Source organism: Brevundimonas nasdae, from assembly GCF_016654005.1.
In the GTDB taxonomy this organism is placed as follows: Bacteria; Pseudomonadota; Alphaproteobacteria; order Caulobacterales; family Caulobacteraceae; genus Brevundimonas; species Brevundimonas nasdae.
This window is the reverse complement of sequence record NZ_JAEPWN010000004.1, coordinates 1-20,641: the sequence shown is the minus strand read 5'-3', so window position 1 is coordinate 20,641 and position 20,641 is coordinate 1. Positions and strand designations below refer to the sequence as shown.

Annotated in this window: 13 protein-coding genes, 1 tRNA gene and 1 riboswitch; of the genes, 7 read left to right on the top strand and 7 right to left on the bottom strand. The window is 63.6% G+C overall.

Going from position 1 to position 20,641, the window contains the following annotated elements; translation table 11 throughout:
- Positions 1-84 precede the first annotated feature (84 nt).
- A riboswitch (glycine riboswitch) is annotated at positions 85-174 on the bottom strand.
- Between the two features lie 207 nt (positions 175-381).
- Positions 382-1,473 (bottom strand): ABC transporter substrate-binding protein, encoded by a 1,092-nt coding sequence (locus tag JKF87_RS07405; RefSeq protein WP_201098964.1) that lies wholly within the window; start codon positions 1,471-1,473, stop codon positions 382-384.
- Positions 1,474-1,532: 59 nt separating this feature from the next.
- Between JKF87_RS07405 and JKF87_RS07400 the strand changes: the two genes are divergently transcribed.
- Together JKF87_RS07400 and JKF87_RS07395 are read left to right on the top strand one after the other, a co-directional pair.
- Positions 1,533-2,195 (top strand): response regulator, encoded by a 663-nt coding sequence (locus tag JKF87_RS07400; protein ID WP_201098962.1) that lies wholly within the window; start codon positions 1,533-1,535, stop codon positions 2,193-2,195.
- Complete coding sequence (locus JKF87_RS07395) at positions 2,192-3,604, top strand: sensor histidine kinase (RefSeq protein WP_201098960.1); 1,413 nt, start codon at positions 2,192-2,194, stop codon at positions 3,602-3,604. Before JKF87_RS07400 ends, JKF87_RS07395 begins: the two co-directional genes overlap by 4 nt.
- A gap of 60 nt (positions 3,605-3,664) precedes the next feature.
- Here the strand turns inward: JKF87_RS07395 and JKF87_RS07390 are convergent, their stop codons facing one another.
- The 3 genes from JKF87_RS07390 to JKF87_RS07380 all read right to left on the bottom strand — a co-directional run bounded on the left by JKF87_RS07390 (position 3,665) and on the right by JKF87_RS07380 (position 7,788).
- Entirely contained in the window at positions 3,665-5,056 is a 1,392-nt protein-coding gene (locus JKF87_RS07390) for an MFS transporter (protein WP_201098959.1), read from the bottom strand.
- Positions 5,053-6,972 carry a glycoside hydrolase family 5 protein gene (locus tag JKF87_RS07385; protein ID WP_201098956.1) on the bottom strand — a complete coding sequence of 640 codons (1,920 nt, stop codon included), beginning with the start codon at positions 6,970-6,972 and terminating at the stop codon, positions 5,053-5,055. Before JKF87_RS07385 ends, JKF87_RS07390 begins: the two co-directional genes overlap by 4 nt.
- Positions 6,973-7,131: 159 nt before the next feature.
- A complete protein-coding gene (locus JKF87_RS07380; RefSeq protein ID WP_201098954.1) occupies positions 7,132-7,788 on the bottom strand; it encodes a TetR/AcrR family transcriptional regulator in 657 nt (218 codons plus the stop codon).
- Between the two features lie 337 nt (positions 7,789-8,125).
- Between JKF87_RS07380 and JKF87_RS07375 the strand changes: the two genes are divergently transcribed.
- Positions 8,126-10,306: a TonB-dependent receptor gene (locus JKF87_RS07375; protein WP_201098952.1), complete on the top strand. Its 2,181-nt coding sequence runs from the start codon at positions 8,126-8,128 to the stop codon at positions 10,304-10,306.
- Positions 10,307-10,494: 188 nt separating this feature from the next.
- Here JKF87_RS07375 and JKF87_RS07370 read toward each other — a convergent pair whose 3' ends face one another.
- Positions 10,495-12,294: a metallophosphoesterase gene (locus JKF87_RS07370; protein ID WP_201098942.1), complete on the bottom strand. Its 1,800-nt coding sequence runs from the start codon at positions 12,292-12,294 to the stop codon at positions 10,495-10,497.
- A 152-nt stretch (positions 12,295-12,446) separates the two neighbouring features.
- Here JKF87_RS07370 and JKF87_RS07365 point away from each other — a divergent pair, with 152 nt between their 5' ends.
- The 3 genes from JKF87_RS07365 (at position 12,447) to JKF87_RS07355 (ending at position 16,916) form a co-directional block, all read left to right on the top strand.
- Entirely contained in the window at positions 12,447-12,977 is a 531-nt protein-coding gene (locus tag JKF87_RS07365; RefSeq protein WP_201098940.1) for a phosphonate degradation HD-domain oxygenase, read from the top strand.
- Between the two features lie 202 nt (positions 12,978-13,179).
- Positions 13,180-16,011, top strand: coding sequence for a TonB-dependent receptor (locus tag JKF87_RS07360; protein ID WP_201098938.1), 2,832 nt, complete (start codon positions 13,180-13,182; stop codon positions 16,009-16,011).
- Positions 16,012-16,148: 137 nt separating this feature from the next.
- Positions 16,149-16,916, top strand: coding sequence for a UTRA domain-containing protein (locus JKF87_RS07355; RefSeq protein WP_201098936.1), 768 nt, complete (start codon positions 16,149-16,151; stop codon positions 16,914-16,916).
- Between the two features lie 10 nt (positions 16,917-16,926).
- Here JKF87_RS07355 and JKF87_RS07350 read toward each other — a convergent pair whose 3' ends face one another.
- Entirely contained in the window at positions 16,927-18,255 is a 1,329-nt protein-coding gene (locus JKF87_RS07350; protein ID WP_307417730.1) for a DUF5690 family protein, read from the bottom strand.
- Positions 18,256-18,619: 364 nt separating this feature from the next.
- Between JKF87_RS07350 and JKF87_RS07345 the strand changes: the two genes are divergently transcribed.
- Positions 18,620-20,281, top strand: a complete 1,662-nt coding sequence (locus JKF87_RS07345; RefSeq protein ID WP_236261201.1) for an alkaline phosphatase family protein — start codon at positions 18,620-18,622, stop codon at positions 20,279-20,281.
- 266 nt (positions 20,282-20,547) lie between these two features.
- On the opposite strand, the gene JKF87_RS07340 is transcribed toward JKF87_RS07345, so the two are convergent.
- A tRNA-Met gene (locus tag JKF87_RS07340) sits at positions 20,548-20,624 on the bottom strand.
- Positions 20,625-20,641 lie beyond the last annotated feature (17 nt).

Below are 20,641 nucleotides of genomic sequence, written 5' to 3'. Positions count from 1 at the left end.
GTGCCTGAGAGTTTCAGGCCATCGGCCCTTGCTCCTTCGGCGAAGGCCGCACCCCCCTCGGGTCGCCCTGCTCTCCAGCGTTCATCGTGCAGCTCGGTCCGTTTGCCTGAGCGTTTCCGGGGCGGTTGCGCCTTCGGCGTCGGGGAAGTGTCCGAACTCTCCCGAGCTGCGATCGCCAGTAAGATATCGCAGAGACCTGCTGTCAAACGTCGCGTTTTTGCGTTTTAAAGCCCACAAAACATCGATATATAGAATATTATTCCACATTCGGTCGCAGCACAGGCTTCAGCATAAGGCCCAAAACCGTCCAGCGCCCGGACGTGACGGCATCGTGACAGAAATGCGGCCTTTGCATGATCAGAAGTTATCCACAGGAAACCCTCAGGGCGCGTGCGGATCCAGCGGCGCGCGCGGCGCCCCCTCCATGGCCGCACGCCAGCGGCCCAGCAGCTTCTCGCGCCGCTCATGATCCAGATTGGCCAACAGGCCCGGCCCCACCCGAATGGGACGCGCGCCGGGTGGCGATGGACGCAGCGCCGGATCAACGTCATCCCGCGCCGGTCTCATGCCCGCCTTGGCGACCGCCGCCTGACCTTCGCGCGACAGCAGGAAATCCAGGAAAAGCCGCGCCGCGTTCGGATGGGCCGCATTGCGTGGAATGAAGGCGACCCGCGAAATCAGCAGGTGGTAGTCCGTGGGCGTGACCAGGGCGATGTCGGGGTGGTCCCTGACCCAGATCCGCCCATAGGACTGGTTCATGTTGAATACGAACAGGGTCTGTCCCGTCGCCAGCCGCCACATCATCCGCTGTCCCGAGGTGTCGAGACGGGGCTTGCGGCGGCCCAGGGCCTCCATCATCCGCCAGGCGTCGGGATAGATCTGGGTGTCCGACGACAACTGCATCAGGGCCACGCCGCTCTGCTCGGCATCATAGACCGCCAGGCGACCGTCGAAGATTTCAGGCCGGGCTTCCAGAAGCCGGATCAGGTCCGCATGGCTGTTCGGCGTCAGCGCAGGCGGCAGCAGGCGACGGTTGTAGGCGAAGACCACCGGCTCGGCCGTGATGCCGAACCCCTGATCGCGCCAGACCATGCCGTCGGGCATGGCGCGCCGGTGGGGCGACCTGTAGGTCTGGGCGTAGCCGTCGTTGATCAGCTTGATCTGCACGTCCATCGCCGAGCTCCAGACCAGGTCCGCGCCCGGCCGTCCGGCCAGCACATCCGACACCACATTGCTGGCCAGCATGGTGGAGTTCATGTCCTCCAGGCGGATCTCCACCTTGGGATACCGCGCCCGAAAGGCGTCGATCACCGGCCCCAGCATGCTGGTGTTGGTGCGGATCAACAGGGCGCCTTCCTGCTCGGCCCGCCAGCGGATGTGCGGCGCGGTGCCTGCCCCCTCAGGCTCGCGCCCGCAGGCGGTCAGGGCGAAGGCGGCGGCGAAGATCAGGGCGAACAGACGCCACGCCTTCACCACTTCGGCTTTCTCGCTATTGTGGCGCCCATGTCCCCGCTCCCCGCATCTGTGACCCCATGAGAATACTCGTCGTCGAGGATGACAAGGCGCTTCAACATTCTCTGGACGCCAGCCTGCGCAGTGCGGGGTTTGAGCCACGCTGCACCGACCAGGGCGCTGAAGCCCTGAGGCTTGAGCAGACCGAGGATTTCGACGCCGCCATCCTCGACATCGGCCTGCCCGACATCGACGGGTTCGAGATTCTGGCCGCCCTGCGCCGTCGCGGCTCGACCACGCCGATCCTGATGCTGACGGCCCGCGACGCCCTGGGCGACCGGGTGGCGGGGCTGGATCTTGGGGCCGACGACTATCTGGTCAAGCCCTTCGCCCCCGTCGAACTGATCGCGCGCCTGCGCGCCATCGTGCGGCGCCGTCAGGGACAGGCGGCGGGCTCCGTCGTCATCGGCTCGCTGGTCTGCGACTGGCAGGCGGGCCGCGCACAGGTCGGCGACCGCGAACTGGCGCTGCGCCCGCGCGAATGGGCGGCGCTCAAGGTGCTGGCGTCACGCGTCGGACAGGTGGTGGATCGCGACATGCTGGCCGCAGAGGTCTTCACCCAGGACGAGGCGCCTTCGCTGAATGCGCTGGAGATCCACGTCGGCCGCCTGCGCCGCAAGCTGCAGCCTGACGGCCCCGCCATCACCAACATCCGCGGACGCGGCTATCGCCTCGACCCATGACGCGGGCGCCGAGCAAAACCTCGCACAGCCTGGTCAACCGCCTGCTGATCGCCCAGGTCGTGCCCCTGACGGTGTTCGCCATCGTGCTGCTGGGCGTGGGTGCCTGGACCGCGCACCGGGTGGTGGAGCGTACGTCCGACCGCCTGCTGGCCGGCGCCATGCAGACCATTCTGCAAAGCGTCTCTCTGGACGATCAGGGCGTGACCGTGGACGTGGCGCCCTGGTCCCTTGCCCTGCTGGACACGCCGGAACGCGACGCCGTCTTCTACGGCATCCGCGAGGGCGACCGCATGGTCACCGGCTATCACGAACTGCCGACGCTGAAGACCGCCAACACCGAACGGCCGGTCTTCGCCAACCTGACGGTGCGCGGCGTGCCGGTCCGCATGGCCCAGCAAACCGTCATGATACCGGGCCGCACCGCCCCGGTGGTCGTTTCGGTGGCCCAGAGCCTGGATTCCCGCCGGGCCAGCCTTCACGAACTGTACGGCAGCCTGCTTCTGCTGCCCGGCCTGCTGGTGGTGCTGGCGGCCTTGCTGATCTGGCCCGCCCTGCAATGGGGCCTGAACTCGCTCAGGCGGCTGGTCGATGAACTGGCCGCGCGGTCGTCGTCCAGCACCACGGATTTCGCGCCCGCCGCCGTGACCCTGGCCCCGCGTGAGCTGACGCCGGTTCTGACCGCGTTCAACGCCCTGCTGGCGGGGCTGGAACGCTCCACTTCAGGGATGCAGCGGTTCGCCGCCGACGCCTCCCACCAGCTGCGGACGCCACTGGCGGTGATGGCGGCCAACCTGGATCTGCTGGCGGCGTCCAAACGCCCCTGGACCCGCACGGAGCAGAGGCTGCTGACGGACTCGCAATCGGCCGCCGCCAGCATGACCCATCTGATCAACCAGCTGCTGTCCACCGCCCGCGCGGACACCGCCCATTCGGACGCGACCGCCGACCTGGGCCGCGCCGTCAGAAAGGCCTATCAGGTCTTTGCCGACCGACACCCGCTGACGCCCGGCGCGCTGCGGCTCAGACTGCCGCTCGAAACCGTCGAGGTTCGGGGCTCGGAAGACCTGATCGTCGAGCAGTTGCTGAACCTGATCGACAACGGCTTTCGCCACGGCGCCGCGCCGGTCATCGTCCATGTCTCGAACAGCCCCGAGGGCGCCGCCGTCACGGTCTGGGACCACGGCGAAGGCGTCGACGACGCGGTGCTGCCCAGCCTGACCGAGCGCTTCTTCCGCAGCAATCCCAACCGCTCCACCGGCTCCGGCCTGGGCCTCGCCATCGTCGAAGCCCTGAGCACCGCCCAGTCCGGCCAACTGCGCCTGGCCAGTCGCGGACCGGGCAAAGGACTCGTAGCCCAGATCATCTTTGGTAGTATCCATCCCCCGATCTATGATGGCGATCCGAGATGAGCTACGGGCGAGATTTCGAGCACATCCAGTTCGTCCTGAATGCTGCTCTGAATAGTTCCGTCACCGGTCATGACCATTCGAAAACTTGGACCTTCGACGATCCAGTGCGCGAACCATGCGGCCATGCTGGCGATGGTCAATGCCGTAGAAAGCAATGGTGGCGGCGGCCGCCAGGCTGAGAACCGCCGGGCTCGCGATCATGACAACACGCATTGCTGAAAGCGTCTCGGGCGTCTGGGCGAGATTGGGCTGATATCCGATCACGGTCAGAAGCTCCCCAAGACCAGCGGCGGCCAGCCCCAATCCGCCCTTCTGCAGCAGTGACACCAGGCCGAAGATTGCGCCCTCCGCCCGTACGCCAGAGCGCCACTCGCCATACTCGACCGTGTCCGGCATCATGGACCAGAAGCCGAGATAACCAGCACCCGCGCCAACGCCGAGCAGAGGCAGAACCGACAGCACCGCCAGCGGCTCGGCTGGAGCAAACCAGAGCAGACCGAAGCCGAGCGTGCTGATCCCCGCTCCGGTGATCCACATGATGCGCTTGGACGTGCGTTTCATCAGCCAGGTCCACAGCGGAATGGACAGCATCACGCATCCTGCAAGCAGGCCGAGCGCTGGCCCGATCAGGTCTTCACGGTGAAGTTGGTATTTGAAGAAATACGGCACCGTCTTCTGGAAAAAAGTGCTTCCAACCGCGCTGAGCAGCATGGCGGCGCTGACCACCCAGAAGGCGTAGTTGCCGCGCAGCATCCGCACCATGTCTCCTAGCGAGACCTTCTGCTCGACTGTTTCTGAAATCTGTTCCCGCGTGGAAGCGAAGACCAGCATAAGCACGGCTGCGGCCAAGGCTCCATAAACCAGCGCCATGCCGAAAAAGCCGACCTGACCACCGCCGAAGGCCTTGACCAGCGTCAGGGTCAGCAGGGCGGACAAGAGGCCGCAACTGGCGCCCGCAATCATGCGCACAGCCGCGATCACGCCACGCTCCTTGCTGTCCTGCGTCAGGACTGCGGACAGGGCCAGATAGGGCATGCCTACAATGGCGTAAAAGGTTCGGAACAGAATGTGCGTTCCTGCGGCGAACAGGATGAGAGCCGGACCTGTCAGCCCTGTCGGCAGGAACATCAAGGCCCAGGCCGCCGCCAGTGGTATGGCGCCGAACAGCAGATAGGGGCGATATCGCCCCCACCGTGACCGGGTGCGGTTGGCGAGGTAGCCCATCAAGGGATCAAACACCGCATCCCAAATGAGGGCGCCAGCGAAGACCCAGCCCGCCGTCGACGGCGAAAGGCCCAGCACATCCGTATAGTAGAACAGCAGGAAAAGACCGGCTGTCGTGAAAAAGAGGTTCAGGCCGAAATCACCGACGCCGTATCCGACGCTTCGACCAAAACCCAGCCGTGTGGTTGATGCGGATCGTACTTCTGGTCCGGGGGCTGGCCGGCTCACTGTGCAATCACGCGGATGGTCTGACGACCGGCTTTTTCGGCCCTTATGCGCAGGATCTGCGCCTCAAGCACGCCAGTTCCTGCGTCGCCCTCGACACGCGGCGCATCCGAGAAGCGCCGCTGGGGAAGATAGATTTCGGTCGGGGCGCGGAGGGCGGGATCCATGTCGATCTCGGCTTCAAACACGCCGGTTTCGCGACAGAAAGATTGCCGCAACAACCTCCCTTGCGCCGCGCGCACATAGGGTCTGCAAAACCCGTCGATGGCGCGACCGCCTGCGTCCAGAACGTCCACGCCATCAACCTGATCCAAGGACCAGATCGACAGGTCTTCCTGGTTCCAGCCATCGCCGACCATTGGGTCATTGCGATTGCTGACCGTGTAGTTCCACTGGGTCGATGACAGCAGCAGGCGGTCTATGGCGTTGTACATCCGGCCAAGCGCTTCGGCCTGTGCGGCCCAGATGTCGTTTCCGCGCTCACCCTGTGACCAGCGTCGATAGGCTTCGGCGTCATTCATGTCGAACTGGACGCCGCATTCGCCGAGCAGGGTCGGCGCGCCGCCGTCCAGGGTGTTCCCGGCGGCGATCAGCATCGACATTTCCTCGACATAGCCGTCTTCGATGGCCTTGCCGCCGCAGCGGACCTGGCCGGTCAGGACGTGGGTCATCTGGTCAGGTGTGAAGCGTTTGGTCACCAGAGCGGTCAGGTCGTACCAGTGACTGGCGTTGACCATCCGCTCGGGCGCGCCTTTGGGGAAGCCATGGCCCATTACGGCCTCGAACGGATCGACTTCGCCGAAGATCAGCCAATCCGGGCGTATCTCGCGCACAGTCGCGGCCATGCGCCTGAAGAAGGGGGCCATGTAGTCACGCCCCAACTCGACCGTTCGCCCGCCGACCGATTGGAAATAGTCCTCCTTGAGCACCACAGGGTCGCCGTCCTGAATGTCCCATACGCCTGCGGCCCTGAAAGGATCTTCACGCCCCTCAAGCCAGATGGATACGCCTTCGGTGTTCAGGGTCTGGTTGCCGACAACACCCTGACCGGGAGAGACAACCGGCAAGCGGCGTTCAACGCCGGACGCCAGAGCCAGACCATCTAGCGCCGTCCAGATCGGCCCCTTGTAACGAATGATCGGCGCGGTCAGGGCCTTGCCGATGTAACCCGTTCCCGGCTCATTCAGGGTGTCGAAGCCGATGACATTGTCGAGGTGCGCGACCCGTTCGGCGACAGCTTTTACAGCGCCGAAATAGTGATCCTGCAGATAGGTCTGAATGTTGCGGCCATCCACGATCATGTTCGGGGCGAAGTCCGCGCCCGCGAAGAAGAGTGTCCACATCACGCCATTGGCGGGGCGTGAGTAATTGCCGCTCCAGCTCATCACCGGATAGGCGTCCTGGCGCCCACCCTTGGCTGCGTCATATTGGTGCTGCATCAGATGGGCGGCGCCGGAAGGAGGAAACTTCGAGAAATCCATGCCGATGGCTTCCCAGGTCCAGCCTGGCGCGCCGTCGCCGCCTGACATGCGGCTCCAGGCATCCTGGTGGAAGTCCACAAAGACGTGCAGGCCGTGCACTCCAGCCCGGCGGCAGACTTCGGCGTAATAATCGAGGAAGGCCTCATCATACCGGCCGGGACCGGCATGTTCGACAGCTTCCCATGTCAGAAGCAGGCGTAGGCAGTTGAAACCCCAGTGTCGCAACCGCGCCAGATGCTCATCCAGTTGCGCCAAGTCTGCAGGTCGGCCGACGAAGCTCACCGTGCGATGGTCGTCAAAGGTGCTGGGTCGATAGGTATGGCCGTCAGGACTGGTCGGCACCTTGGAGTCGCCGCCGAAGTTCACCCCCCTGAGGATCACATGCCGTCCATGCACGTCTGTGAAGGTCGTGCCTTTGATATCGATCTTTCCGGCCAACGGCTTGATCCTAAAATGCTGAATGGAATGAAAGGAGTTGGCGCGCAGACATGCGTCCGCAGCGCCCGGTCAGGTGTGCCGACCTTCGCTGCACAGCGTGCGGAGCGCGGTGTCGTGTTGTGAGAAATTCTGCGGCCAGCTGCTGAACGCAGCCGTCAATCAGGCTTTTGGCGCAGGGCTCGAAGACGTTTTGACCGTCAGCACCAGGCCGGATTCGACGGCGGCTTCCACGATGCGGCGGAAGAAGAGAACCGACGATTCGATCGAACGCGGTTCGGGCGCCAGAACCTGCGCGATGGACAGGCCACGTACAGCCCAAACGAACAGACGCATTGCGGACAGGCTCTCGGCTTTGTCCACATTTGGAAACCGTTCCAGCATTCCAGCTGTCGCGATTTCCTCGATACGGCTCTGCGCCGGGGCGACCAGAGTGGCCAGTTCCTGATCGCTGCGGGCCGCCTGCAGGATTTCCAGAACCGCTACGCCCGAAGGTTTGCGCAAGACCTGCCACAGCATTTCCGGCCAGTCCCACACACGCATTCCATCGTAGCCTTGCGCCTCCAGCAACTGATAGTCCCGATGCTCCTGCGCATAGACCTCGGTTATCACGTCCGCCATCAGCTGCGCGCGCGTGCCGAAGTGATGCAGGATGGCGCCGCGGCTGACGCCTGCCTCTTCTGCGATCACCGCCGTGCTCGCCCCGCCATAGCCGTCGCGATAGATGACGCGGATGGCCGCCTCGATCAGCGCGCTGCGTGTCTCCGCTGTACGGTCGACCTGCCTGCGGCGAGTTTTCGGTGGGGTGGCTGCAGTCAAGGGATGCTCTGTTTTCTGGTTTGAGGAAGTCGCCGCATCGGGCGTTCCGCCCCGTCAGACTAAGGCGATCAGTCGAACCGTGGAAGTCGACTTTCAACTTCACCCGCGCCTCCCCAAAGCAATAACTTTCGTTCTTGACTGAATGTTAGTTTGACGGAAGGGTGCCTGGCAAGAGCGACAGGGCGAACAAGCCCCGCCATGGGAGGGAAACCAAATGCGTCATTGGACGACTTGCACAAGCACGAGCGTCATCGCGCTCATCATCGCCGGTGCGGCTAACGCCCAGGCCGTGTCGCCAGACAGCGCAACACAGGTGTCAACGGTCGACGAAGTGGTTGTGACCGCCCAGCGTCGCAGCGAAAACCTAAGGGATGTGCCGATCGCCATTACAGTCGTCAGCGGCCAATCCCTGCGTGAAACCGGCGCGTCCAGCCTGTCTGACATCACTCAACGCGCGCCCAGCGTACAGTTCACACCTGTCCCGCAGACACCGTCTTTTTCGGTTCGCGGCGTGGCCAGCAACAGCTTCGATTATTCCGTGGAGTCTGCGGTCGGTCTGGCGGTCGATGACGTCAACCTGACCCTGCCGCGCTATACCCCGTTGAACAGTTTGGCGGACGTCGAACGGGTCGAGGTGCTGCGCGGTCCGCAGGGGCTGCTCTTCGGCAAAAACACCACCGCAGGCCTGATCTCGGTCACCACGCGCCGTCCTATACTGGGCGAGTACAGCACCGAAGGTCGTGTGCAATACGGCCAGCGCGACCAACTTCAGGCTCATGCAATCGTCAATCTGCCCGTAGGTGAGAGCGCGGCGCTGCGTTTGCGCGCCGGGCGCCAATCCAGCGACACGCCGCTGCAGGTTCGCGGTCCTGGCTCGATCGAAGATCAACGAAGCTACAACCTCAACGCCAAGCTGCTATGGAACGTGACGGACCACCTGTCGGTCTATGCCATCGCAGATTATCAGGACACGCAGGGTGATCCCGGCGTCTGGACGATCCGGTCATTCGGCGGCGGGGCGAACGCGCCTGCGGCTGGAAACGGGTTTGTGCGTGATCAGTTGACGGCGCTGGGCATAAGGCCCGGCCCTGAGAACCGTGCAACCGGCATAGGCGCGCACAACTACAGCCGGACCGACAGTTTTGGCGGTCAGGTCACTATCGACTATGAGCTGGGCGGCGCAACGATCACCTCCGTGACCGCCTATCGCGACGTGCGGCAGAACAGCAATCTGGAAGTCGACAGCACGCCTCTGCGTGTCTACGACAACAACCTCGCCACTCTCGACGCGCATCAATTCACTCAAGAACTACGCATCGCATCTAACGGCGAACGCAGGTTCGATTATGTTGCGGGCCTCTATTATTATCAGCAGGAAATCAGCGCAGGGAACGCCCAATACGGAACTCTGGGGTATCTGCCCAACGCTTCGCCCATCCTGATCGGCACGGTTGGCGGACTGGTCACCTATGAGGTGAACAGCAAGAGCATCGCCGCCTTCGCACAAGGCACGTTGCACCTCACCGACCGGTTCGACCTGATCGTCGGCGGACGATACACTCGTGACGAGATCGACAATACGGCCAGCGTGTCAGCGATTCCGGGCGTCTGTAATGTCAGCTACGCCTTGACCGGCGGGCGTGTCTGCCAGCCCCGCCCGCTGCCTTACTCTGAAGGTGCTTCACGCTCCGAAGAGGGATGGTCCGGACGTGCGGTGCTCCAGCACCGGCTTACGGATCGCGCCAATGTCTATATTTCCGCCTCGCGCGGCTACAAGGGACCCGCGATCAGCGCAATCAACGCCAATGTCTTCCCGGTCGATCCGGAGACAGTCGAAGCCTATGAGGCCGGCGTGAAAGGCGACTTCCTGGGGCGTCGCCTCAGCGTCAACGCGGCTGTCTTCTACAACGACTTCACCAACTTCCAGGCTCAGGTCTTCGATCCGACCATCCCGCCCATCGGCGCCTTCCGCACCGGCAACGCCGGAGGACTACGCACCCAGGGCGTGGAGCTTGAGGGCGTCATTCGCCCGACCAGCGGATGGAGCATATCCGCTGGCGCCACCTACCTCGACGCCGAATACACGAACTATTTCCCCTCCTGCTACGCAGGCCAGACAGCCGCGCAAGGCTGCACCTTCCCTGGGCCGACCTTCGACGCCAAAGGCCATCGCCTGATCGCTGCGCCCGAATGGTCGACCAGCCTCGCAACATCTTACGAGCGCTCATTGTCCGGCGCGCGCCTGTTCGTGAACGCCGACTGGTCATACCGGTCCAGCGTTTATTATGGTGTTGGCAATCCAGACACCCTGCAGAAGGGCTATTCCCTTGTGAACGGAACCGTCGGCATCAGTGACCCCGACGACCGCATCCGCCTCAGCCTGTTTGTGCGCAACCTGTTTGATCAGCGCTTCGCCGCCGTCATCTTCCCCAGCTACTTCGACACGGGCGGCACATCCCAAATCCTGCCCGACGCCGCCTTCCGCCGCATCGGCGCCGCCGTGGAATGGCGGTTCTAAGGAATCGTCTACAGCGTGTAGCGAGGCCCTGCGCAAAGAGGCCTCGCTACGTGGCGCACTCTTCGGCGTTTTGACTGTAGCTCAGCCCACGACATGTCGCTGTGAGGTTCAGGCGCCGCCCGCCGCTTGCGGACATCGCGCTCAACTTTCGATTGCGGCGCTTACAAGCGTCAGGAGACTGCTCCCGATCACTTCGTCAGGGCAAAACGGTCGCGTGTGCGGCCTTCGATATCGACCATCTCGATATCGATCCGGTCGCCGGCGCTGCGCAGCATGACATAGTGGTGGGTGCGGGCGGTCTTGGCGCTGAAGGCGGGCTTGTTGGGGGCGAAGTCTTCGGGATTGCCGCCCATGCCGCCGACCTGCAGATAGGTGACGCCGCGCTCCAGATCGACCGCGCCCTGGCGCATGGGCCACGTCCGCTCATAGGCGTGCAGGTGGCCATAGATCACCAGATCGACTCCATGCCGTTCATAGATCGAGGCGAACTCGCCCCGCATCGTCTCGTCGCCGTTGGTCGAGCGGTCGCGCCAGCTGTCGCCGTAGTCGTCATCATCGCTAGTGAACAGGTCGTGGTGATGCATGGCGATCTTCCAGCGGGCGGTGGAACGGGCCAGCGCCTGATCCAGCCAGGCGGCCTGGCGCGCGCGGAAGCCGGGGCTGCGACGTTCGCGGTCCTCCAGATTGCTGTCCAGGATGAAGAACTCCACGTCGCCGTAGCGGTGGCTGAAATAGCCTTCCTCGCCGGGCTGGCGGTGATAGTGGCGGAACCAGTGCTGCTCGCCCTCGCCGTTGCCGGGGGCGGCGATCACCGGCACCCGCCCGAACAGGCCGCCCATGCCGACGAAATACTCGTGCGTCCATTGATAGCGGCGGTCGATGGAGCCCTCGTCGGTCAGGTCTCCGGCCAGCAGCAGAAGGTTCGGGCGCTCCTCCCAGATCAGCTGGCTCATGCGGTTGTTGACGAAGGGGCGGGCCTCGGTGTCCGCCGAGACGGCGATGACGAAGGGCGCGCCCGGCAGGGGCGCCGAGCCGAAAGACAACAGGCCGGAATCCAGCACCTTCCCATCTTCGGTCGACGCCGTGACGCGGTAGAAATAGGGGGTGTCGGCCTTCAGTCCGTCCAGGGTCGCCCCGCCCAGACGGCCGTCCTCAGCGGCGGGCACGTCGATGCGGCGCATCTGAGCCTCGGTCTCGCCCCAGGCCACGGTGAAATGCGCCGGGCGGTCCGTCTCCCACGACAGTTGAATGTCCTGCGTCGTCGGCGCGTTCAGGTAGGGCGGCTGTGTGAAGTGCAGCGTCTCTGCGTTCAGGCGTCCTTCGTCCACCATTGTGGTGCGTGCAGTGAAGGCGGCCTGAACCTCTGCGGCGCTGAGCGCGCGGTTGTACAGGGCGGCGCCCCGCACCAGGTCCGGCAGGCTCATATAGGGTTCGGCTTCAAGGAAGGTCGTCAGCTCCAGCGGGGCGGCCGACGAACGGCTCAGGCGCGCGGTGGTCGTGGCGACCAGGGCGCCGTTGGAATAGAGCCGCCAGGCGTCGCCCTGACGCACGCCGACCACGTGACGCCATTCGTCCTTGTAGTCGGCGACCTTGGACATGGCCGTGCCCGCCGGGCCGAACGCCGCCTGGCCGTCGGTGTAGCCCAACAGCCAGGACGAGCGGCCTGATGATCCCGCTGGCGACACGACGGCGCCGACCGGCCGGTTCATATGGTCCAGCATCCACAGTTCAACGGTGAAATCACGCGCAGGGTCGAAGGTCGCCTGCAGGGTGCGGCTGTCGGTCGAGGTCATGCCGTTGAACCGCAGCGGCGTCGGCGCGGGCGCCAGGGTGGAGACGGACGCCGTCGTCTTCTCTCGCGCCGGTCCCGCGTTGCGCGGCAGATCATAACGGGGGGTGAAGTCCCACGACTGAGCCTGCGCCGTCTGGGTCAGGCTGGGGATCAGGCAGGCCGAGGCCAGCAGGACGGCGACGAGGGTGCGGTTCATGACAATCTGTCCGTGGTCTTGCTGAAGGCGACTTTGTGGTCTAGACCAATATTGGTTCATCATGACTGTTTGATGACTAGACGAACGCCGAAACACCTCACAACAACTGATTAGCCGTTTGCGACCTCTGTTCAACGGCGAGGGCTATGCCTGTGAAGCAGATCACCGACCTTTTCGACCGCCACGGCGACAACCGCTATGGCGAGCATGTCAATCAGCGCGAACACATGCTGCAATGCGCAAAGCTGGCGGAGGACGCCGGCGAGGCTCCGGCCATGATTGCGGCGGCGCTGCTGCATGACGTAGGGCAGTTTCTGGAGGGGGCGGGAGACGCCGCCGAGGCGCACGGTCTTGACGCCGCCCATGAACGGCTGGGTGAAGTATTTCTTTCTCAATGGTTTTCAGAAGACGTGACCGCGCCCATCTTTCTGCACGTCGCGGCCAAACGTTATCTGTGCGCGGTCGAGCCAGGCTATCTCGAGGATCTGAGCGGCGCCTCTGCGCTGAGCCTGGGCCTGCAGGGCGGGCCGTTCGATGCGGCGGAATGCCAGGCTTTCGAGGCTCACCCCTTTTTCAAGGAGGCGATCCGGCTGAGGCGCTATGACGATGCGGGCAAGCAGCCGGGCATGGTGACGCCCGATATCCATCACTACGTTGAAATACTGCATGCGGCAGCCAGGTAAATTGGCAAATCGTTCCGGCACCTGACGACAATACAGATATATGCCATATCCTATACTGTGAATGTTTTGTGTAGCGCCATCCAACTGGTTTACACCAGATTAGCTTAAGGCTACCCCGCCTTCGTCCGCTGCTGCGGACGGGGCGGCGCGAGCAGCGCACGCCCCACGGACAAGATTTCTGGAATCCGGGTGGGGATCACCAATGTCGTTACATTCCGACGCCGTCGCACTGCGCACGGCGAAACTGATCGCGGGCGTCAGCGTCCTGGCCCTGATCTGGGGCGTTTCAGGCGCGACCTTCGCCGCCGTCGCTGACGACGACCAGGCCCAGACGGTCGATGAAGTTCTGGTCACGGGCCAGCGCCTGGGCACCGCCAACGCCATCTCGGCCCAGCGCCGCGCCGATGGGGTGGTCAATGTCCTGTCGGCGGACGACATGGGCAAGCTGCCTGACGCCAATGTCGCCGACGCCCTGGCGCGCCTGCCGGGCATCAATGTCATCGTCAATCAGGACACGGGCGAGGGCGAATATGTCACCGTCCGCGGCTTCGCGGGCACCTTCAACGCCTATTCGATCAACGGCGTGCGCGTCGCCCTGACCGACACCGACAGCCGCCAGATGTCCATGACGGTTCTGCCGCCCAACGGCCTGCAGGCGATCACGGTGTCCAAGACCCTGACGCCGGATATGGACGGCGACGCCATCGGCGGCTCCGTTGACTTCCGCACCCCCAACGCCTTCGACTTCAAGGGTCCGGTGGCGCGGATGTTCGCCAGCTACGGCGCCAACGACCGCGCCCGTGATCAAGGCGAGGCTTCCGACAATTATCTGGTTCAGGCCGACTTCGGTCGTCGCCTGAAGGACGACCGGTTCGGCGTCTTCGCCTCGGTCAACTACGGCCGTTCGCACGGGGTCACCGAGGAGACCGAAAACGACGGCGAATGGGAGCCTTACATCTGGCGCAAGAACGGCGAGGAAGCAGTCGACGAACGCTCGATGTACCTGCCGGGGATCGACCTGGACTATCGCCGCAACGAACAGAAACGCTATGGCGGCAACCTGTCGCTCGACTATCGCGGCGTCGATCACGACCTCTATCTGCGCGGCCAGTACAACCGGTTCGAACGCGTCTCGACCAATGACTGGACCGACTACCGCAGCCGTCCGTCCCTGCGCCTGGTGCAGGTGAATGACGAGGACCGCAGCCTGTCCGCGCCGGAAAAGATGATCATCGGCTACGACCCGGTCCTGGGCGCCATCTATGGCTATACGCCCGGCCAGATCGTCGACGCCGACGGCGACGGCCGCATTACGGACGCCGACCGCACCCGCAACTCCTACTGGTCGCTGCACGGCCGTTCGGGCGTGTGGGATCCACAGCGGTTCCAGTTCTCGCGCAACATGGACATCTCGGACCAGAACCAGACCCTGGCCACCGTCAATCTGGGCGGCGTCAGCCGGTTCAACGCGCTCGAACTGAGCTATGACCTCAGCTACAGTTTCGGCGAGCGTGAGAACCCCGACGACTATTCGGTCGGTTACAACTGCGACGCCTGCGCCTGGCCGCTGAACGCCACAGGCCTGCTGTGGTCCTCCTACGACGGCCGTTTCCCCACGCCGCAGCTTCCGGCCTTCGCCGCCCATGTGGAGCGCGATCCGTCCCTGCTGCCTCTGGACGGGGCTGGCCACAGCCGCTCGCGCCAGAAGGACGAGCGCGTGGCCTTGAAGATCGACGCCCGCTATCAGGTCGCCCAAGGTCCGCTGGAGTTGATCCGCGTTGGGGCCAAATACCTGCAGTCCAAGCGGGAGTACGACAGCACCCCCATCTGGGACGGCGACTTCGCCGGCACGCCGCTGGACGGCAAGTCCCTGGCCGGGTCCGGCCTGATCGAGCGCGAGGTCGATCGCATCCTGGGCGGCCGCTACTATTACGGCGCCGTGTTCAGCCGTGAACGGGTGATCGCCGCCATCCGCGCCGCCGAGGCCGCCAACCCGGTCACCATGCCCTATGAACGTCTGAGCCAGGACGACAAGCAGGGCCAGGAGAGCATCTATGCCGCCTATGCCCTGGCCCAGTTGCGCTGGGGCGATTTGCAGGTGATCGCGGGTGGTCGCTACGAGCAGACCGACGTCAAGAACACCTTCTGGTCCGACGACGGCGACGCCAGCGGCTTTGACGCCAGCAACGCCGACTACGGCGTGTTCCTGCCCAGTGTGACGGCGACCTACCGCCCTAACGACCAGTGGGTTTACCGCGCCGCCGCCTGGACCAGCTTCTCGCGCCCCGAGTACGGCTATATCTCGGGCGGACAGTCGGTGACGCGCAATCCGGTGACCAAGGAGATCATCGCCATCAGCCGCGGCAACCCGGACCTGAAGCCTGCGGAAGCCCTGAACCTGGACATGTCGGCCGAGTTTTATCCCGACCGCAGCAGCGTCCTGTCGGCAGGCCTGTTCTACAAGAAGATCGACAACTTCATCTTCACCAACGGCAGCCAGGTGGACGCCACCACGTCCAACGGCTTCATCGAAATCACCCAGCCCAAGAACGGCGACACCGCCAATATCACCGGGGTCGAGTTCAACTTCATCAAGAGCTTCGACGGCATGGCGGCGCCGTTCGACGGCTTCGGCTTCGAGGGTAATCTGACGCTGCAGACCAGCGAGGGCGAGACGGGCCTGGACTATCGCAAGGGTCGCAAGATCTCTTTCGTCGGGGCGCCAGACCTGATGTACAACGCCTCGCTGACCTATCAGAAATACGGTTTCGAGGCCCGCCTGTCCTACAACTATCAAGGCCAGTACGTCGAAGACCTGCGTGACAACGCCATCGACAAATGGGTGCAGCCGACCAAGACGCTGGACTTCCACTCGCGCTACAACGTCAACGACAGGCTGGCCGTCGATTTCGACGTGCAGAACATCCTGGACGGTCACCGCTACTATACGACAAAGGGCGAAAGCCCCAGCTACATGAAGGATTACATGGAGCCGGGCCGGACCTTCTTGTTCCGCATGAGCTACAGCTACTGAGACTATAGCTTAGGCCTGTTCACCAGCGGCGGCGGTCCGAAAGGGCCGCCGCCGTTTTCTTTGCGGGCAGCGCAGAGGATCGACGCAGGCGCGCGAACCCGCGATAAGGCTTCATCGACTTCTGACGACGAGCCTTCATGTCCGACGCCTCTGCGCCTGCCTGGTGGACCGCACCATCTGAAACCCCCGTCGGCGACCGCGGGCGCTATCTGGTGGCGCGCGACCAGATCGCCCGCCAAATCCACAGCGGAGTGCTGAAACCCGGCGGCAAACTGCCGTCAGAGCGCCAGTTGCAGGACGGACTGGGCGTGGCGCGCGGCACGATCCGCGAAGCCCTGTTCCAACTGGAATCCGAGGGGATGATCTATCGCCGCGACCGCAGCGGCTGGTACGTCTCGCCGGAACCTGTGACCTATGATCCGACCCGCTGGGCCGGGTTCATGACCTATGTCGCCGAACAGGGCCGCCAGCCCGGCACCGAGACCCTGTCCACCACATCGGTCGAGGCGCAGGACGGCGTGGCCAAGGCCATGGGTCTGCCGTTGGGGGCGGCGGTGCACCTGATCCGGCGCCGGCGTCTGATCGACGGGCGCCCGGTGCTGGTCGAGCGCATCTATGTCGAGGCCAAGCGGGCGCCGGACCTGCTGACGCATGACTTGAACGGCTCCCTGACGCAGATACTCAAGAGCCGCTATCGGCTGGCGGTGACGCGCAACCGGGTCGAGATGCAGCCCTGCGCCCTGATCCAGGAAGAGGCCGAGGCCCTGGGCGTCAAGTCGGGCACGCCGGGCCTGCTGGTCGTGCGCGCCAGTTTCGACGCTGGCGGACGCATTGTCGAATACGACCACGAATACTGGCGCCACGACGCCCTGCGCGTGAAGGTCGATCTGGACGTCGCGCCCTGACGGCGAAGGTTCAGGGCGCCGCAGTATCGGCTGCCGTTTGTGAAATCTGGATCTTGGCCCGATCCCGCCGATCGCCCGCCAGCTTGCGCGCGAAATAGAAGCCTGACGCCAACGTCAGCAGCAGGCTGGCCGCCGCCGCCGCATAGGCTGATCCGATGAAGAACTGCAGCCAATTCAACTGCGGGGCCGCAAAGGTTCGATACAGCAGCAGGGCGACGCTACCGACATAGCCCGAGGCGTCCGCTACATAGATCAAAAAGCCCGCCGTCCCGACCCGCTGCGTCGCCGCCAACATCCGGTCGAACAGCATGGCGTTGAAGGGGGTGTAGGCCATGTACAGCCCTGCCCCGCTCAGGATCATCCACACCAGAGCCGACACCAGCCCCGCCTGAAACGCCAGGGTCGACAGGCCGATCAGAGCAGCGCCCGCAATCACTACTCCATGCATGACCATAAGGGCGCGCCGGTTGTCGCGGATCAGGATCAGACTGCCCAACACGACCAGGACGATGACCGCCACCGGCAGTTCGCTGGCCGCGAAGACGCCCGCCGCATCGCCATAGCCGACCGCCTCCCAGACCTCGGCCGAGAAGTTGTCGCGGAAATCGCGAAAGGCGGTGAACAGGACATAGGCGGCGATCAACGCCCCCAGCCCCAGACCGTAATCGGCCAGAAACCGCCTGCGCTCGTCGCGGTTCATCGGCGCACGGCGCACCCGCTCGCGCTCATCCTCGGCGCTGGGGCCGGGCAACAGCGACAGCCCCCAGACTGAAACCAACAGCAACGGCATGAATACCGCCCCCGCCGCTGCAGGCATCCACAGATCGCTGACCCCTGCCTGCAGCAACAGCTTGCCGACCGCCTTCACCACGCCTGACGACAGGATGAAGCTGGCGCACAGCACAGCGCCCAGCACGTCGGATGCGCGCCGTCCCTCCATATAGGCGAAGACCAGACCCCAGATCAGGCCCAGCGGCAGGCCGTTAAGGAACAAGGCCGCCACATTCCACGGCGCGGGGATCAGCGCGAAGGCGACCAGCGCCAGCCAGGACGCGCCGATCAGCATCAGTATGGCCCGGCCGCGTCCGCGTCCGTCCGCCTCTGCGATCACCTTGACGCCGATCCACTTGGACAGGGCGTAGCCGATGACCTGGGCGATGACCAAGGCGACCTTGTAGTCGAGCACGAAGTCCCAACCCTGAACCCCGTCGAATGTCGCCGCCGAGAACGGCTTGCGAAAGGCGTACATCGAGAAATAGGCGCAGAACCCCGCCAGGCCTGCGAACACCGCAAAGGCGACCGTGTTCGGGTCACGTATTTTCTGCACCAAGGATCGCACTGTCAGGCTCGTCAGGGTTTAGCGACAAGACTGGACTAGACCAATTTTGCTTCAACTTGGTGACAGATCGTGAGCAGGAGCAGTCGGTGAAACTCTGAAGATCGCGATGCCAAACTGATGGGGGTGAGGAAATTCGGGAATGCGCGCTCCACAGGGGGGCTCGCCCGACGGCTGACGCAGTCCCAATATCTGACAACGCCGTGCAAGCCAGCGGATCGCGATGTCACGCAATCGCCAAGGCCTATTCATGAAAGCTTCGCCGATCTGGACCGTTTATATTGGTACATACCAACTCTTGTGGCAAATTCGATAGACCAGACCGAAACAGGATTCTGGATCGATCCGCCGTTTCATGGAGCGCGTCTTGACCAAACTGATCCGAAACTTCGCCCTGCTGGCCACCTTCTTCGCCGTTCTGACCAACGTCGCCACGCCCAACGCGGTCTCAGCCCAAGAGGTCCGCCACGTCATCATCATCGGCGTCGACGGCCTCAGCACGGACGGCGTGCTGAAAGCCCAAGCTCCCACCCTGCACGACATGATGGCGAACGGCAGTTGGAGCATGCATGCCCGTGGCGTCATGCCGACATCCAGCGCCGCCAACTGGGCCTCCATCATCAATGGCGTCGGCCCCGAACAACATGGCGTGAACAACAATGACTGGTGGGTCGGAGCGGCCAGCATCACCACCTCGGTCACCGGTTCAGGCGGCTTTTTCCCGTCTATTTTCCAGATCATCCACGACCAGCATCCGGAATGGGAAGTCGGCTCCATCTACCATTGGGAAGGCTTCTCAAGCCTCTATGATCGCCGCTTCGTCGACTATGACATCCACGGTCAGGACGAAGGTGAAACGGCCAGATTGGCCATTGACTACATCAAGGCGAAACGCCCCCAATTCCTGTTCATCCATCTGGACAATGTCGATCACGCCGGACACGTCGATGGTCACGGCACGCAGTCCTATTATGACGCCGTCGCCAAGGCCGACGTGTTGATAGGGCAAATCCGTCAGACCCTGATCGAGGCCGGGATGATGGACGACAGCGTCATTCTGGTGACCGCAGACCACGGCGGCGTCGGCAAGGGCCATGGCGGCGAAACCATGCCCGAACTGGAAATCCCTTGGATCGTCTATGGAAAGAACATCAACCCCGGCGAAGTCGATCTGCCCATCAACACGTTCGACACCACAGCCACGGCAGCATGGCTGCTCGGCCTGAAGACGCCCTATGCGTGGCTGGGACGCCCGATCCGACAGATCCTCAAAGGTGAAGCAGCCCCCGAACAGACTTATCGAGTCAGCAGTTTCTACGCCGCTCCAGTGATCGAGCCGGTCGGCCACGGCAATTCTCCTGCAGGCGGCCTGTTCGTCGGCCAGCGCGCCCAGATGAGCCTGCGCAATCCGAACCCTTTAGGGGAGCTTCGCTATACGCTCGACGGTTCGATCCCTACGATCGCATCCACGCTCTACATCCGGCCCGTAGACATCGAGCGCAGCACAATCGTCCGCGTCGTCCTGTTCGTCGACGGACAGCCCGCCAGCGTTCCGAGCACAGGCCTGTTCAGGGTTCTCGACCGAGCCGCCGAAACGACGCATGGCCTGAACTACAATGTCTATCTTCTGCCTGACGGCCCTGTGCGCCTGCCCGATTTTTCCCGACTTCAACCCGCAGACTCAGGCAAGGCCTACGAGTTCAGCATTGATGGCCTGAAGGTCCCGCGTGGCGACAACATCGCCGTTGCGTTTGAAGGCTTCATCCACATCCCAGCTGACGGAACCTACAAATTCTCGCTGGCTTCCGACGACGGCAGCAAGCTTTACATCGACGGCGCAACTGTCGTCGACAATGACGGAGACCATGGCGTGGTGACAGTCAGCGGCGAAATCGAACTGGCCGCCGGGAAACACCCCATCCGCGTGGAGTGGTACAATGGCGGCGGCGGCTCATGGCTTGGCGCTTACCTCGAAGGTCCAGGCATGCTGCGTCAGTTCATCGACCCAAACCTGCTGACGCTTCGCTGACCCACGACTTCATAGGCAAGCTGCGGAACCGGCGGAGATGGGCATTCGCTCATCTCTAATGCCTCGCTTTCCATCATGGGCCCGTCGGTGACAAGACATAACCCGGCGGCACATACTGCGTCATCCGCAGCTCAAATCGGATTGCACCACTCTTCCGCGGTGGCGCCGCCTGCCTCGCCGCTCGCTGTCACGCGGATAGACGCACGAGTCTGCATACGTCAGACAGCAAAACGCCTTCGCATTTCTGCGAGGGCGTTTTGGTTGTTTGGGTGCGGGAGTAGGATTTGAACCTACGACCTTCAGGTTATGAGCCTGACGAGCTACCGGGCTGCTCCATCCCGCGGCAAACGGTAGTGTCGT

Coding starts and splice junctions, on each gene's coding strand:
- JKF87_RS07400 (WP_201098962.1), top strand. CDS start 1,533: ATGAGAATACTCGTCGTCGAGGATGACAAGGCGCTTCAACATTCTCTG.
- JKF87_RS07395 (WP_201098960.1), top strand. CDS start 2,192: ATGACGCGGGCGCCGAGCAAAACCTCGCACAGCCTGGTCAACCGCCTG.
- JKF87_RS07370 (WP_201098942.1), bottom strand. CDS start 12,294: ATGAACCGCACCCTCGTCGCCGTCCTGCTGGCCTCGGCCTGCCTGATC.
- JKF87_RS07360 (WP_201098938.1), top strand. CDS start 13,180: ATGTCGTTACATTCCGACGCCGTCGCACTGCGCACGGCGAAACTGATC.
- JKF87_RS07355 (WP_201098936.1), top strand. CDS start 16,149: ATGTCCGACGCCTCTGCGCCTGCCTGGTGGACCGCACCATCTGAAACC.